The following is a 16224-nucleotide window of genomic DNA, read 5'->3' as shown; positions in this document are numbered from 1 at the left end:
CGGGCCTTTATAAAATTCGGGTAACTGAAAATACTCTTAACAGCCCTTTGCCATTCGGCATCAATAATGGCCTGACCGTTTATTACTACCTGTAATCTCTTCCACCCCCCTATTCTATCATTTCAGAACATTTTTAGCGTAGTTGAGAACATTTACAAAACACTGCTGTGCCAAATACATTTATTTGTAGCGCATACTAAACTCAGTTACACTAAACTAAAAAAAATGAAGCGCTCCACTAATTTATTATTTATTGTTTTATTGTTTATAGGCTGCTCCAATGCCGGCGATAATACCGCCAAGGCGCAGGGACAACAAAAAATATCCCAGTTTGAAAGGGCCGGTCTCTGCGATTTTTTAATAGATAAGAATGGTACTTACCATGTGGTGTTCCAGGAAAGCCCTGCTATCGGGAAACCCGTATTTATTTATTATTCCAGTTCTTCCAATAAAGGCGTAAGCTGGAGCAAGCCGGTGACGCTCAGTAATGATAACAGTGGTAACGGCTCCGGGTATGCGAGAATATTGCAGGATGCCACAGGTAATATTTATGCCATCTGGAAGCGCTATGGCAATACCGAAAGCCAGTATCCCGAAGGGGATGCCACGCTCGATGGACCCGGGGGTTATTTATGCGGCACCTTATTTTACAAAGTGCTCAGCGGTGGTACATGGAGCGCACAGGTACAGCTGAATGAAAATCAAAAAATGCAGAACTCCTGGTTTGCTACCCTTACACCACAAGGTACTATAGCTGTTTTCTGGAGCCAGGGCAACCCGGAATCCAATTCCAAAACCAGTAATATCATGTGGTATTATTGCGATTACCTGCGCTATACTATCTTGAGCGGCACTTCGCATACTGCTTATGTCGATCTTAATAAACCGGCACCGCTGGTAGGGGGCATGTTTCCTAATGTACAAAATGGCCTCATGAACCTGGATGGATATGTGGACAGCAAAGGAACGCCGCATATTATTTATGAAGATAAAACCGATAATGTACAGCAGATGAAATACTATGATGGCAAATCACAACGTGTTATTTACAGCTTTGCTAAATATTCCACCAACAATACTTTTAATCACCCGCCTAAATTATTGGTGGATGAAAAAGGCATTGACCATGTCATCTTTTTACCATCGCCCACTACTTTGGAAAGCGAGCAGGTATGGGATATCAACCTGGGCACCAATCAAACCAATGTGCTTACTTCCATACAAAAACCAAGTGTTACTATTTCCGGGTTGCAGGCAAAGCAGGGCCCTAATGGCGCCATGGCTATCACTATTGAAGCGGGTGCTTATGCTTCCAATACGGAAGCCTACGGCTTATTTTATAAAAATGGTACTTGGACAAATATCGGTCTGACCAACAATGCTGCTAAAGAAAAATTCTTTTCCAGAGAGTTTGAAGTATATGGCGGCTACCATACCATACTGGCATCCATCACAAGGTATAATAGTGTGTACAGCAGTGTTGCCTATGATGCACAGGGTAAAAAAAGTATGGTGATGGATATTTCTGCCTACTGGACAAGTGGCGGATATAGTACCAGCAGCCCTTCTATTGTTTTTTCTCCAATAGATAAATAATAACCGGTAAACAATCATCATCCATACCAATGAGCAATACCCGGTATAAAATTCTTGCCTATGCCTTATGGCTGCTGTTGCCTGTAACAGCGGTTGCGCAAACCGTGGGCACAAAGGTTGCTGTATTGGGTGTAGATGGTAAAACATATACAGGTGTAGTGCAGCAGGTAAACGGCAATTGGTATACCATAAAATACGACCGGTATAATTATACTGCACAGCTCACCAAAAACCAATTTACCATAACGGATAATAACCAGGGTGGCCCTCCAACTAACAACCTTGTGGGAGCAAGGGTAAGTATAACGGGTACTAACGGTGTTGTATACACTGGCGTAGTAAAAGAAGTTAATGGCAGCAGGTACAGGGTTAAGTATGATGGGTATGGTAACGAAGAGTGGCTATCTGCAACACAGTTCTCTGTTATTAATAACAGCACTACAGTAAACACCAATACACCCATTACATCAAATACAGGTGCTGCACCGGCCAATGTTAGTGCTGATATGAGCGGGCTGAAAGCTATTTTTGAATTTGGTCATCAAAAAGGCTGGGCGCAACAACCGCATGTAAATAAATTCAATGCCTTTGCCAATAAGCTTAGCGCAGAGGAAGCTAAAAAAGTAGTGACGTTTCTTCAGCAGGCTACTACAGCATCTGCCCGTTTTTTTGCATTAAAATCTCTATTGACAGGTGACAGTTACCCGGTGGTACAAAAATTCATTGAGCAACTCAACCAACACCCCGAAGCCTACCAGCAGGAGAACTGTTTGGCTACCACCCATCGTTCCATCATTCAGCAATGGGAATATAGTTGCTCGGTTACCGCAGTACAAACCTACCTGGCCGATCTTTCTCCCCGATACGCCTGGGAAGTAAAGCAAATTGTAGATTATGATAAGGCGGATAATAATCCACACAACCCTATGGCAGAGCAGCAAAAAGAATTGCTGGAAAAATATGGTGGTGGCGCATCGCCACGGGGTAATTACAGTGGCAAAGCTATCGGCATCACTACTGCACTGAATGAACTGGTAGGCCCGATACTGGGTGTAAGGTATACTGCGGTGCAGGTAACAGAACCATTACCGGTCATTTTTGGAAAAGTGCGCAGCCTGATAGACAGGGGCATTGATGTACCGCTGCTGATTGGTTTTGCAGGCACACAGGTGCGTCATTTTATTTTAACGATGCGTTACAGGCAAACAGCTAATGGTTACCAATACCTTATTTACGATCCCTGGGATGGCGTATGTGATTATGTGAATGAATCCGGCATTTTGCAGGGTTCTTTATCGCCCTTGCTTACCCAGTGGAAGATCACGATTGATTATTATTATCCGGTTCAATAAATTTATCCCAGCCTTAACCGGCTTAATAATTCCTCCTGGTAAGTTTTGCCAATGGGCAGTGCAATCCCGTTTATCAGTACCTCATCAGCGCTGATACTTTGTACATGATCCAGGTTTACCACGTAACTGCGGTGTATGCGAAAGAATTTTTTCTCATCAAAGTTTTCCAGGTATTGCTGCATAGAAGTGCGCACTAAAAATTTTTTATCAGCAGTATATACCTGTACATACACATGTTCACTTTCCAGGTATAAGATATCGGCAAATTTTACTTTGTGAAAATAATGCCCGTCTTTTATGAACAACGCATCATTGATAACGTAGTGAGCCCCCGCTGTTTCAGCCTTTTCTTTTTTATGGGTAGATGAATTGTGCAAACAGATCTCTATAGAGCTGTACAGATCGTCTTTGGTAAAAGGCTTTACCAAATAAGCCGGCGGCGATACCTGCTTGGCCCGCTGCACCGTAGCGGCATCTGCATTGGCCGTAAGAAAAATAAATGGGAGCTGGTAAGTTTCTTTGATCTTCCATGCCAGGTCGATGCCATCCTTTTTTCCTTTCAGCTGAATATCCAATAATAACAGGTCGGGCTTTTCATTATCTATCATCGTAAGGGCTTCGTTATAAGATGCGGCGGGCTCAGCAACATCGTATCCTAAATGGATCAGCGTATTACTTAAATTATCTGCTATGATGGCCTCATCTTCTACAATACCGATTTTTATTGTACTCATGCGTCGTTATTTCTGGTGAATGCGTCTTTAAAATGGATGATGAATTTACAGCCCTCTCCTGCTACATATTGTGCACTGCCACCGATCTGTGAACTTAACCGGTGGATCAACCGCAGGCCCAGTGATCTGCTTTTTTTAAGATCGAAACCTGCGGGCATGCCCGGCCCGTTATCAAAATAAGTAACTGTATAATTACCTGCTTCATCAGTAGCGGCTAAACGAATGTCTATCATACCAGTTGCTGCTGTTGTAAAAGCGTATTTAAAAGAATTAGTGAGCAGTTCGTTCATGATCAACCCCAATGGTACCGCGGTATCAATATCCAGTAATGTGTGCGGCACATTTACATTTGGTGTTATTTTTTGACCCGGTATTTTAAATACGCTGGATACATCCTTTATCATATCGTTTATAAATCCACCCAATTCAATGGCCGCTAAATTTTCGTGCTGGTACAACCGTTGGTGTATCAAAGCAATGGCGTGCACCCGGCTTTGCCCTTCGGTAATAGCAGCTTTGGCTTTTTCATCTTCCATGCCGCTGGATTGCAGTTCGAGCAGACTGCCAATAACCGATAAATTATTTTTTACCCGGTGATGAATTTCTCTTAACAGTATATCTTTTTCCTGCAATGATTGTTCCAGTTCCTGCCGCTGCGTTTGTATAATGCTGTGCTGCAATGCCAGCTTTTTTTTGGAGCGGTTTTGAAATAGATAGGCCATTGCAGCCATCACCAATAAAACCGCTACACCACCAATGATCCACTCCAGTTGTAAACTCCTCTTTTTTTCCTGCACCACCAGTAATTCTTTTTCAGAGGTTTTTAGTTTGGCTTCGTACCCGCTCAATTGATCCTGGTTGCGGTATAAAAAATCTGCAGTGGCCCAATTCAGCGCTTTGGAATACATGGTAGCCGCAGCTTTATAATTTCCCATATCATTATAAAAATCTCCCTTCATCCACCAGATATTTGAGATCAATGAATCCACACCGGCAACCGATCCTGCAAGATCTGCATACACCAATGCAGAATCGTATTGATGCACATTTTCCAAAGTGCCGGCTATCGCAAAATATGAGTGTTGTATATCATAAGGAAAATTTTGTTGCAAAGAAAGTTGCAGCGACCTGCGGTATAATACCAGCGCTTCATTATTATAATTCTGTTTGGCCAACGGAAATCCCAGCCCGCTGTATAAAATACAGGTAACATGTACATTTTTAGTATTGAGCGCTATCGCTACCGCTCTTTTAAAATAAGGCATGCCTGCATCCCATTGCTCGTTTTCAAAATTATCATCGGCTAAAAATATATTGGCGCTGAAAAGGGTGGCACTGTCGCCGCTTTTTTCTGCCATTTCACTGGCCTGCAAATAATAAGGAAATGCCCGGTGTAAGGAAGATGTAAAATTTCTTCTTGCACAAAAAGCCATTTGCAGCAAGGCCTGTCCCTGCAGCCGGTCGTTATTGTCTTTGCGTGAAAGCTGTAATGCAGAATCGGCCCAGGCATACGAGGCCGAAATATTCCTGCGTTTTAATGCGCCGGAAGAAAGGATGAGCAATGCTTTCGTTTCTTCTGCCAGCCAATTGTTTTTTGCAGCCACTTCATTGGCTTGTGTGGCCAGCGCCTGTGCCGAATCGAATGACTGGTGGCTGTTGTAATAATCTGCACGGGCCAGCAGCAGGTGCAGGTTTTCTTTCAGGGATAATTTATTTGCTTTTGCCTGCAGGGCCTGCAGCATTTGCAGGCAGCATTGCCAGTTGCCGGTACTATTATTTTGCAGTGCCTGCTGAATATTTTCTTCTACACTGGCTTTCTCATTGATCGTGCAGGCGGTAGCCGGTGGAATTATATAACCATTCTTTAATTGTTCGTAGGCATCCAGCAATACTTTGGCATGATCGTTTTGAGCGATACAAACGCTACTGATAAATGATAGCAGGCAAAATAAAAGGCAATAGTATTTTTTGCAGAGTATCTTATTACACATCGGGATAAGGTGCACCTGTAGCTTGCTGGTTTACTAAAACGAATGTACTGAAATAGGGAGAGGTAAATAGCTGATGGGGCTGAAACTGTGCATTCTTTTTTTCAACATACTTAATAATGCATAAAAAGAACGTACCCCCGGCTGGTCGGAGGTACGTTCTTTTATAAATAATAATGTCCTTCTTTTACTGTATCACTACTTTACTCTGTGCTAATTGATTTCCTTTAAAATCAAACACCACCACAGTATAAATACCTTTTCCATTCTTTCTCATATCCACATCCATGCTGCTGTACGGAGCCGTGATAGGGATATTTTTATTGAATACAAGAGCGCCTTTGGCATCATATATCAATAATCTGCGTAAGAAACCAAAGCTGGTATTGTTGGTATAATACCTTACTTTAAATACGCCATTGTTTGGATTAGGTGAAATAAACAGTTTGCCTGTTGCAGAATCTTTAATTACCAGCGGCGCAGACAATGCTGATGCACAACCGAAAGGTGATGTTACACTGGCAGTGTAAGAACCTAAGTCGTCCACTGATACAGCAAGTGTAGTACCGGTAGCATTATTTACAACAGTATTGTTCTTGTACCACACTATGGTATTACCTGCCACCACCGGCGAAATGTTTGCAGTAAGGGTGGTGAACATGCCCGGCATTAAACTGGTAAATGGTGCTGCTGTTAATGAAACGGTTGGTATGGGGTTAATTGTTACCGTAACACTCGCACAGGCCGTGCTGTTGCAGGTGCCTTCTGCTCTTACATAATAAGTGGTGGTTGCCGCAACGTTTACTGTTATGGATGCACCCGTACCTACTGCTGTACCACCGCAACTGGTGCTGTACCATTTCCACGAAGCACCCGTACCTAAAGAACCGCCTGTTACATTAAGCGTGGCACTAACCGGTCCGCAGGATGTAGCAACACTTGTTGTTGCGCCTGTTGCTGCAACCGAAAGTGTATTTACAACAATTGGCGACGTAGTGGTAAATACTGCACAACCACCTGCTGCCGCAACTGTATAGGTAACGGTATAAGAACCGGGTGTACTTGCGGCAAGGTTTACATCTCCCGTAGCAGCATTGATACTTAAACCGGTAGTGGATGAATAAGTACCGCCTGTGGTACCCGTACGGGTAACGGTAGCCGTACCAGTTGGACAATATGGCGAACCTGCATAGCTAATGGTTGCATTAGGTGTAGCAGTTATAGTTATAGATGTAGTGGTGGTATAAACGGCACAACCGCCTGCTGCAGCAACCGTATAGGTAACCGTGTAGGTACCTGCTGTACTGCTGGTAGTGGTAACTGCGCCAGTTGAAGCATTAATAGTTAAACCGGTGGTGGATGAATAAGTACCACCCGTGGTACCGGTTTGTGTAACCGTTGCTGTACCTGCATTCTGGCAATAAGGTGAACCTGCATAGCTGATAGTTGCAGCAGGTGCAGCAGTTATTGTTATAGAAGCAGTGGTAGTAAATACTGCACAACCGCCTGCCGCTGCAACTGTATAGGTAACTGTGTAGGTACCCGGTGTACTGCTGGTAGTAGTAACAGCACCAGTTGAAGCATTAATAGTTAAACCGGTAGTAGATGAATAAGTACCACCCGTAGTGCCGGTTTGTGTAACCGTTGCTGTACCTGCATTCTGGCAATAAGGCGAACCTGCATAACTGATAGTTGCGTTAGGCGTTGCCGTTATAGTTACAGATGTAGTGGTGGTATATACTGCACAACCACCTGCTGCAGCAACCGTGTAAGTAACTGTATAAGTACCCGGTGTACTGCTGGTAGTGGTAACTGCGCCGGTGGATGCATTGATGGTTAAGCCGGTAGTGGATGAGTAAGTACCGCCGGTTGTACCCGTTTGTGTAATGGTTGCTGTACCTGCATTCTGGCAGTAAGGCGAACCTGTATAAGAAATGGTTGCGTTAGGCGCTGCGGTGATAGTTACCGTTGTGGTAAAGTTAGCTGCAGGACAGCTGCCGCCCGCAACAAAACCGTAGTTCACTGTATAAGTACCCGGTGTACTGCTGCCTAAAGTAATATCGCCGGTTGTTGCGTTTATAACCAACCCTGTGGTAGAAGAATAAGTACCGCCTGCTGTACCTGTCCTGGTAACAGTAGCCGTACCCGCATTTTGACAATAAGGAGAACCTGTATAGGAGATGGTAGCGCTTGCTGATACACCGATCGATACGACTACCGGTTTAACATCCGAACAACCGATACCATTATCAGACTTAATGTAATAAGTGCCCGATGTGGTGATAGCATTTGGTGTACCATTACCGGCAGGGATAGCAACTGTTGCAGCCGCATCCATCCAATAAGATAATGTACCTGCAGAAGAACCTGCAGTTACTGCCGCAGCCGTAATATCAACTGTGGAAGGCGCACATACAGAAGGCGGATTGGTAATAGTAAGCACGAATGTGTTTACAAATTCATCTGCTCCAATATCCGGTGTGCTGGCATTACGGGTATCGCCATCAAAATCTGTTGTATAAGAGGCAATAGGTGTAGCCTTACCGTCAATAGCGCAATTAGCCAAACCGGTAAGGTGAAGATCGGTTGCAGATACAAAATTAGGCTGCACGCTTATGGATGCAGCATCTGCAGGCGTAACCCTTGCCTGGTAAGCAGCTAATGTCTGATCAAAATTGGTTCCGTCAGCATAAATCAATTTTGCTGCAGAGGGTGTACCACAATAGAAAAGGTTATTATTGGAAGAGCTGCTGTAATTAGCTAAAGCAGTACCCGACCTCCTGAAAGCGGCACTGGTACCTGTACCATTTGCAGTGGAAGTATTTACAATGATATTGTTCCTCATATCCAATGCAGCCGTGGTGGCTGTGGCACTTGCCGCATGATAAATACCCGAAGTGGAAAAATTAGTGCCCACAGATGTTGCATTCAGGCTGATAGTATTGTAATATACATTAATGGCCGATGATGCTGTGTTACTGGTAAGGCTGATACCACGAACGCCGTCGGCTGCAGCATTTGCATTAGCAGCCTGCAGGTTACGGATAAAATTATTATGGATAGTAGTAGTTGCACCTGATGCCACTGTAACACCCGAAGCTGCAGTTGCTGTACCGGTAGTGGATAAACCATTTACCTGGTTTTTATAAATGTTGGCAGTTACAGTATTGGGAGTAGTTTGGTATATGCCAAATACGTTGCCCGCAGATGTGATACCGGAAATATTATTTTGATAAATATTAGCCGTATTACCCGCTGCAAAATAAACCGGCGCTACAGTGGCCCCGCCACTGATGTTAGAGAAGGTATTATCATGAAAATCATAATTCTGCAGGGTAGACGCTACCGTTGGCGCATAATAAATACCATACAAACCGCCTGTGCCTGTTTTAGTAATACCCGAAAAATTATTATTGGCAATAGTAGCTGTACCGGCACCTGCTGCTGCAGCAGGGTTTGCAAGTATACAATAAAGATCGGATGAAGAAGTGTGGGTTACTGTACCGCTGATGATATTGCCGGTAATGGTTTTATTACCGGTTCCGTTACTGGTATATATCAATGCTAAGTAACCAAGTGTACCCGCCGTGGATACATTGGTGTTAAGAAAAATATTGTTCTGAATACTTTCTGATACACCTGTGCCACCGGAAACAATGGAATAAAATTGAGAACTGGTTGCAACAGAAGCAGTTTGCGTTAAGGTATTACTGTTAACTGAAGCAGTACCGGTTGAAGTGATATAAATACCATAAGTAGTACCACTTACTCCCATCGTTTGCTTAACAATATTTCCTGTTATACTGGTATTATTTCCGTTGGGCAGAAAAATAGCGATATCATTAACTGCGCTTGACCCAGTTGTTTCTGTAATATCAACTGAGTTGTTTTGTGCAGTAATATTGGCAAGGGCCGCGTTTCCGTAAATACCATATATGGCATAAGCAGTGGAAATGGACGATTCAACTAATGTGATATTGTTGTTATTGACCGTATAAGTACAGCTGGGTCCATAAGCATAAATGGCCCAGGCAGTAGCTATTGCATTAGTGCCACCATTGCTGGTATTATTAATAGTATTGTAAGAAATATTAGTATTGGTTTGATAAGTACAGGTAATTGCACCCACAGAGCTGTAAAGCGCACCAATAACATTGGTGATCGAGTTTCCTGTTGCTGCGCTGGTACCACCGATATCATTATTGGTATCGTTCATGGAGGTTGCCCCGCCCAGGTAAAAAGCTGTAATTACATTCGATATAGTATTACTGTAAAAACTATTATTGCTATGCAGGTCGCCGGCAATGGCAGGTAGTAAAGCCGTGGTGCTGGCGGCAACCTGGTGCGCCACAAATACTGCCTTACTGGGAGTAGCTATTGTTCTGTTTAATGTAATAGTGCAGTTCTTAATGGTATTATTCTGGCAACCATCCAGTGGCGCAGTACTGTTAAGATTAAACATTGCAATGGCATATTCCATTGCAGTAGTGGCCGTGGTATTTGCGGCGGCTTCTTTAAAAGTAAGGCCATCAAGGGTAACATAATCTGTTCCTTTGATAATAAAGATACCATCCAGTGTGGTGCTGGTTCCTGTTTGTGCGGTTATAATATTGTTGCCTAAACCAACAAATTTAAGCGGGTTGGTGCTGGAGGTAGATGCGTTCAACAAAGTGTTGCCCAATTGAAACCCTCCCGCAGGAGCTGTTTCTGCATAACCTGCAGTAAGGTTAATGGTAGCGCCACCTGCACCAACACCTGTTGTATTGAGCGCTGTGATGGCTGCACTTAAACTGGCATAGTCGCCCGGAATGTTCTTAACACCCGTTACCTGTGCATGGGAGTTAAAACAATAAATAAGCGGCAAAAGTAAAAAGTAGACTTTTTTCATGCGGTTAGTTGTTTTATTTATAGGTAAAAAAATAGACTGAGTTGCAGCAACCTAACCATTTCTAAGTTTTTTGAAATGTTTTGGCTTGCCGGTTTCTTTGACTCAAAAACATTCCTAAACGCTGCCGACAGCAAAAAAATTTTCTTACCGGCATTATTTTCTAATACTTTAATCTCATTTTAATGTGCCGGCAATTATTTGTGGAAAATACGGTAGATAGTTACTTAGAACGTAGGGTTATTAAGTAATTCTTAAATAAAAAGGGGCAAACCTTATTGCCTGCAACGTTTGTATTTGTCGGAGACGTAACAATAAAGGCTACACGCTTACTTTTGGAAGCGCTAAAAGTCCGGTTCAGACAAATATCTGGCCACTAATTGTAGTAAGCCATGTGTTGCATTGGCAGTACTGATTATTCGCTGATTTAATTTCCTGCCAGTACCTGGTTAATAGCTGATGCCTTACTGGCAAAAGCATTGGGGGTGAAGCCGGTAAATTGTTTGAATTCCCTGATAAAATGAGATTGATCGAAATAGCCGGATTCATAAGCTACCCCGGTAAGTTTTTCTTTATTTTTATTGATCCTGCTCAAACTGTTTTGAAACCGGTTGATCTTACAAAATAACTTTGGAGCGAGGCCGGTATATTGCGTGAACAACATGTTGAGGTACCTTGGAGATACATTCGCCTGCATTGATATATCCATGACCTTATTGGTGTCAATATTCTTTCCCAGGCCGTTTACAATCTGGCCAATAAACCGGATCTTATCATGTCTTTTTTCAGTCAGCTGCAATCTTTTAAGCAAATAGGTTTCTATAAGGTTCACCCGATCGTTAAGGTCATCGGTATTCAGTAGTTGTTGATACAGGTTTTTTAATGAAGACCCAAACAGGTCTGCTGCATCCTGTACCTGGTTGTTTAATGCTGCAACATTTTCATTAAAAAAATAAGCCGCTGAATAAGTGAAGAACCGCACTCCCATCATGGTGTTTTTACCGGCCGACTTAATCGCAAGCGGCTCTGTGATCTGTCCCCACAATTCAATTTGCGGCGTGGTGACGAAACTGTCACCCTGGTTGCTTAGCCAGTTACCGCTACCGAGATTAAAAACCACTTCCATATTTCCGCTTGGAAATACAACATCATCATAATTCATATCCGAGCTGGCCTCATAAAAATAAAATTCCTTTATATAAGGCCTTAATGCAACCGAAGGAAGTATTTCTTTAAATATCATTTGCTACCATTGATTCAGTATTCAAAATTCCATATAATTTTTCATTTCCCATTGTACAAATCGGAAATAGTAAACCGTTATTTTTTTACAAAAGGTCTTCCTTTCCGATTTGTACTATTCCCCGCTTTTTGTGCAGCATAGTTTTGTGTAATTAAAAACAAAAAAGCAAACAGATGAACTTATTTGAAAAATTCACGCAGCTGCACCAGCAATCATCACCCTTACTACTTGCAAATATCTGGGATGTAAACAGTGCAAAAATATTTGAAGCAGCCAATTACCAGGCCATTGGCATTTCTAGTGCAGCTATTTCCAATGCATTTGGGTATGAGGATGGCGAGCATCTCCCATTTGATCTGCTCTGTCAAATCACAAAAAGCGTAACAAAAGCTGTAACGATACCATTAACAGTGGATATGGAAGGCGGATACAGCAGGAATGTAAATGAGATCATTACTAATATCGAAAAACTGCACGATGCCGGGGCAGTGGGCATTAACCTGGAAGATACCGTAGCAGGCGAAAAGAGAACATTGTTGCCTGCCGATCAATTCACAAAAACACTTTCAGTAATCACCAATTATTTAAGCCGGAAAAATATCAATATGTTTTTAAACATCCGGACTGACGGATTTTTGTTAGCACTGCCTGGTGCGCTGGAAGAGACCACCAGCCGTATCAAAAAATATGAGGAAACTGGCATCCATGGAATTTTTGTACCCTGCATAACAGCGATCAACGATATCAAGCATATTGTTAGTGCTACCAAACTCCCCGTAAATGTTATGTGTATGCCCAACCTGCCCAATTTCGGAACTTTACAATCGCTCGGCGTAAAAAGGATCAGCATGGGGACTTTCTTTTTCAACAAAGTTTACCAGCATGCCGGCAGCCTTGCAGCAACTATCATCCGTGATAACAATTTTTCAGCTGTTATCTGATCAAATATTTTACTCACTATTCAAAAATTCATTCAAAATGAACCTACCAAAAAGAGCAGAAGATGCTCACACAACATTAGCGGCAGCTTTTAACACAGGTGATGTAGCCACAGTGATGAGTATGTATGATGTAAACGGCATTATCGTACCCGAACCGGGCAAACCTGTATCCGGAACGGAACAATTTGCGGCAGCTATCAAAGCTATTTTATCCATTAAAGGAAAGATGGAGATCAAAACTGTTTATTGTCTCCAAACCGGCGACATTGCTGTAGGCAGATCTGAATGGAGCATTACCGACGGCGATGATGTGAAGATCAGCGCAAAAGGAGTAGAGGTAATGAAGCGCCAAACAGATGGCACCTGGAAGATCGTGATCGATCATGCATTTGGTGCCGAAGCGGGGCTGATAGCTTAAGCATTTTGCTACGCTTATAACCAGGCCCGCCACTTTATTGTTGGCGAGGCCTGTTTATTTGCTCAGTTTTATTTTTTATCTTTTTCCTTTGTCCGTGAGACACGAACCAAGGAAAAAGACTTTAAAATGTAATGGCTATACCTTTTATTACTGAATGATGATCTTTTGTACCACGTCCTTATTTTCGGCCAGGCGTAGTATATATGTTCCGGGAGCAAGATTGGTTAATTGTGCCTGTAAATTGTTTTGTATAGCCTGTTGCTTCAGCAGCCTGCCGCTTACATCAAATACCTGCAACATATCCGGTTTTCCTAAACCATTCACCACTACACTTATCGGGCCGGTACTTGGCACTGGCCAAACCTGCATGGTCAATTGTTTGTTTACATCTCCTTTTACCACACTTATAACTGAGTAAGTGTTTCGACCGTCTTTATCTTCCTGTTTTAAGCGGTAGTAAGTATTACCGGAAAAATTATTGGTATCAGTTGTTGTATAACTTAAAGGAAAACTGCTGTTGCCATCAATTGTATTGCTGGCAACAAAACCAATTGCTGCATAATTACTTTCATTCTCTTTTCGTCTTTCTATGTGAAAACCTTTATTGTTTATTTCCTGTATGGTTTTCCAGGTTAGTTTTACTTCGTTTTTGTTTAATCGTGTGGCAGTAAAGTCTAAACCTAAAACAGGCAATGCAGTACCTGCTATTTTGTTTTGCTGAAAGCCCTGGTTAATAGTTAAACCCGGTACACTTAGCTTTTTAGTAATGGCTTCACCTACAGTTGAGCATAGTTTGTATGAGGCATTACTTTGTACCGTTCCTGCACTTCCAATTACACTACGCTGTATTGTTTGTGCATTTGCCTGCAGTGCAATAAAACATAAGGCCGTTATAATATACTTTTTCATTTTGTATTTTATTAAGGTGGATTAATCGGCATATACCAGGTATCCTGAGAATTTCAAGTGAGATATTTCAGCAGCTGCTGAAGCCCAGTTAAACTGCCTAACCTGAAGCTTCACCTTATCTCCTGCATTCAAATGAACAATTTCAGTGAATTCCAGGTTCATCCAATAACCTGGATTTTGATTTGCGTCGTGTTCAAACAGAGTTGTGTTGTTGACAACTAACATACCGTGTACTGAAATGAGGTTATAAACTGAACTATAATAATAATAGATGCCGCTAAATGAGAAAGTATATAAGCCGGATACTGGTGCAATAAAAGTGCTTGGATTAGTTGCAGCAGCACTATTATTAAAACCATTACCTTGATTGTAGGTGTCGGTCATTATTGCATTGGTCCAGGTATTGAATGCTAAATTTTGTCCTGAACTGGATGTTAGCCCGGCAATAAAACCTACCTTATTATTTTTCCAAACCGCATTGCCGCTGGCGTCACTGGTTAATACTGCACCCTGGCTGGGGTTGGTATTACCGCCTGCTATTTTCAATTTGCCATCTACTTCCAAAGCGTTACCCGTAAAGCTATAGGCTTTTACACCGGTACCTGCCAAAGCGCTTCCAAATACGGCTACACTTCCTGCATTATTTCCATATCCTTTTACACCCGTACCGCTTAAAGATTCGCCATAAACACCTGTAGCGGTTGCACCATCCGAATAGCCTGCAACACCTATGCCCGTTGTACCTGTACATTCACCCCGTACAGCCGGTGTACCCGATGTAGTGGGTGCAGCTATTCCGCTTATTGCTATGCCCGTTGTATTTTGTCCGTACACGCCGTAGCCTGTTGACGAAGACGCTTCTCCAAACACGCCTTTCCCATTACTATAGGTTGTTCCCTTTACTGCCGTACTATTTGTGCCGAATGCTTGCCCCTCAATAGCTTTACTATCATTACCTACATTATTAATATAGAATGAAATGCTAGTGGTATCTGTACCTCCATAGGGCAAACTAAAAGTTGAAGTATTAATGGTAGCCGGGGCCCAGTTTGTTCCGTTATATTTTAATACCTGGTTTGCACTTGCACCACTTGTACTGATATTACTTAGGTTAACGATCGCATCGGGTGTAAGCGATGAAGCGCTCTTGGCATTGAGCGCATACGGTACACTTACTAATTGCTGTGTTCCCATATCAGTAAAGGTATTACCACCGGCAGGGTCCATTTCTATTTGTAAATACTTAGCAGCAGCCGACCAGGTTGCACTAGCCAAACTACCAGTTACGGCGCTTGCCCCGGCACTTCCTATTTGAAAATCGAACAGGCCTGTAGCATCTGTTGTTACGGTTCGCACTTCACTATATTGAGTAGTACCATTGGCGGTGCCCGTATGAATAGTAGCCCTGATACTAATCGGTTTATTGGCAATCGGGCTGCCGGCAGCATTAAGAGCCACACCTTGATAGTTGATTAAGTTGGGTGCCTGAGCCATGGTAATACTAACAGAGACGCCTAGAAGAAATGTAAAGAGTAACTTTTTCATAATACAGTTATTTGTTTTGATTTTTTTGTTTGACGCTGTAAAAATGAAAACAAATGGCAGCTGTACATAACTTCAATCAACCACAGTTCTTACTTATTAAATAAACGGGGGTAAATCTCAAACGAACCGTTGGCGCCTGGGTTATTGCAGCAACAGTTGTTTACATCGTCATTCCTTTACCCTTTATCAGCAGTAATGCACGATTCGTTTAAAATATAAAGCAGTACAGCATAATAAAATTTTAAACCAATTATTGGTGGTGCAATTTTGAATGATGAAACTGGCCAGGTATATATCACTGCTTGCATTCTTAACCGTAAGCACAGAAAAAAAAGAGTTGCGGCAACTGTTGCGGCAACAACGCCATGTATTGCATACCGGGCTGGAAGGGCATGCAGAAGTAATACATGCTACCCCCTTTAACCGTTATATTGGCAGGTTACAACAGGTACAACTGTGGTTGAAGTTGAAAAAAACAGATGGCAACTATATGTATACGCACAGTAATACATTGGTTAATGGTGCCTGCATACCGCAATGCGGTCATGTAGTGCGCATTCGTTATGTACCGGGTAAACCTGAAGTAGTAATTATAATGTAATACTGTGTTTTG

General features: G+C 42.5%; 11 protein-coding genes. 5 read left to right on the top strand and 6 right to left on the bottom strand.

Annotated elements, in window-relative coordinates:
• Window positions 1-225 precede the first annotated feature (225 nt).
• A complete protein-coding gene (locus QM738_RS08300) occupies window positions 226-1596 on the top strand; it encodes a hypothetical protein (RefSeq protein WP_462276222.1) in 1371 nt (456 codons plus the stop codon).
• A gap of 29 nt (window positions 1597-1625) precedes the next feature.
• Window positions 1626-2948, top strand: coding sequence for a tudor domain-containing protein (locus QM738_RS08295; protein WP_462276221.1), 1323 nt, complete (start codon window positions 1626-1628; stop codon window positions 2946-2948).
• Between the two features lie 2 nt (window positions 2949-2950).
• On the opposite strand, the gene QM738_RS08290 is transcribed toward QM738_RS08295, so the two are convergent.
• The 4 genes from QM738_RS08290 to QM738_RS08275 form a co-directional block, all read right to left on the bottom strand.
• A complete protein-coding gene (locus QM738_RS08290; RefSeq protein ID WP_462276220.1) occupies window positions 2951-3682 on the bottom strand; it encodes a LytR/AlgR family response regulator transcription factor in 732 nt (243 codons plus the stop codon).
• Window positions 3679-5673 carry a sensor histidine kinase gene (locus QM738_RS08285; RefSeq protein WP_462276219.1) on the bottom strand — a complete coding sequence of 665 codons (1995 nt, stop codon included), beginning with the start codon at window positions 5671-5673 and terminating at the stop codon, window positions 3679-3681. Before QM738_RS08285 ends, QM738_RS08290 begins: the two co-directional genes overlap by 4 nt.
• Before the next feature lie 184 nt (window positions 5674-5857).
• Window positions 5858-10558, bottom strand: a complete 4701-nt coding sequence (locus QM738_RS08280; RefSeq protein WP_462276218.1) for an Ig-like domain-containing protein — start codon at window positions 10556-10558, stop codon at window positions 5858-5860.
• Between the two features lie 424 nt (window positions 10559-10982).
• Entirely contained in the window at window positions 10983-11798 is an 816-nt protein-coding gene (locus QM738_RS08275; protein WP_462276217.1) for a DUF6597 domain-containing transcriptional factor, read from the bottom strand.
• Between the two features lie 173 nt (window positions 11799-11971).
• On the opposite strand from QM738_RS08275, the gene QM738_RS08270 reads away from it, so the two are divergent.
• Together QM738_RS08270 and QM738_RS08265 are read left to right on the top strand one after the other, a co-directional pair.
• The gene (locus tag QM738_RS08270) at window positions 11972-12739 is read left to right on the top strand and encodes an isocitrate lyase/PEP mutase family protein (protein ID WP_462276216.1); all 768 of its coding nucleotides are present in this window, start codon (window positions 11972-11974) and stop codon (window positions 12737-12739) included.
• Between the two features lie 37 nt (window positions 12740-12776).
• Complete coding sequence (locus tag QM738_RS08265; RefSeq protein WP_462276215.1) at window positions 12777-13157, top strand: YybH family protein; 381 nt, start codon at window positions 12777-12779, stop codon at window positions 13155-13157.
• A 147-nt stretch (window positions 13158-13304) separates the two neighbouring features.
• Here QM738_RS08265 and QM738_RS08260 read toward each other — a convergent pair whose 3' ends face one another.
• The gene (locus QM738_RS08260; protein WP_462276214.1) at window positions 13305-14066 is read right to left on the bottom strand and encodes a T9SS type A sorting domain-containing protein; all 762 of its coding nucleotides are present in this window, start codon (window positions 14064-14066) and stop codon (window positions 13305-13307) included.
• Between the two features lie 21 nt (window positions 14067-14087).
• Window positions 14088-15524, bottom strand: coding sequence for a C1q-like domain-containing protein (locus tag QM738_RS08255; RefSeq protein ID WP_462276213.1), 1437 nt, complete (start codon window positions 15522-15524; stop codon window positions 14088-14090).
• Between the two features lie 358 nt (window positions 15525-15882).
• Here QM738_RS08255 and QM738_RS08250 point away from each other — a divergent pair, with 358 nt between their 5' ends.
• Window positions 15883-16212: a hypothetical protein gene (locus tag QM738_RS08250; RefSeq protein ID WP_462276212.1), complete on the top strand. Its 330-nt coding sequence runs from the start codon at window positions 15883-15885 to the stop codon at window positions 16210-16212.
• Window positions 16213-16224: the final 12 nt, after the last annotated feature.

Source organism: Ferruginibacter sp. (assembly GCF_049840995.1).
Taxonomy (GTDB): domain Bacteria; phylum Bacteroidota; class Bacteroidia; order Chitinophagales; family Chitinophagaceae; genus Ferruginibacter.
Note: the sequence above shows the minus strand (reverse complement) of the source record. Positions and strands in the feature narration are given on the sequence as shown.

Excerpts from the sequence above, each read along its gene's own strand:
- QM738_RS08270 (WP_462276216.1), top strand. The coding sequence starts at position 11,972 with ATGAACTTATTTGAAAAATTCACGCAGCTGCACCAGCAATCATCACCC.
- QM738_RS08285 (WP_462276219.1), bottom strand. The coding sequence starts at position 5,673 with ATGTGTAATAAGATACTCTGCAAAAAATACTATTGCCTTTTATTTTGC.
- QM738_RS08295 (WP_462276221.1), top strand. The coding sequence starts at position 1,626 with ATGAGCAATACCCGGTATAAAATTCTTGCCTATGCCTTATGGCTGCTG.
- QM738_RS08290 (WP_462276220.1), bottom strand. The coding sequence starts at position 3,682 with ATGAGTACAATAAAAATCGGTATTGTAGAAGATGAGGCCATCATAGCA.
- QM738_RS08260 (WP_462276214.1), bottom strand. The coding sequence starts at position 14,066 with ATGAAAAAGTATATTATAACGGCCTTATGTTTTATTGCACTGCAGGCA.
- QM738_RS08265 (WP_462276215.1), top strand. The coding sequence starts at position 12,777 with ATGAACCTACCAAAAAGAGCAGAAGATGCTCACACAACATTAGCGGCA.
- QM738_RS08275 (WP_462276217.1), bottom strand. The coding sequence starts at position 11,798 with ATGATATTTAAAGAAATACTTCCTTCGGTTGCATTAAGGCCTTATATA.
- QM738_RS08280 (WP_462276218.1), bottom strand. The coding sequence starts at position 10,558 with ATGAAAAAAGTCTACTTTTTACTTTTGCCGCTTATTTATTGTTTTAAC.
- QM738_RS08250 (WP_462276212.1), top strand. The coding sequence starts at position 15,883 with ATGATGAAACTGGCCAGGTATATATCACTGCTTGCATTCTTAACCGTA.
- QM738_RS08300 (WP_462276222.1), top strand. The coding sequence starts at position 226 with ATGAAGCGCTCCACTAATTTATTATTTATTGTTTTATTGTTTATAGGC.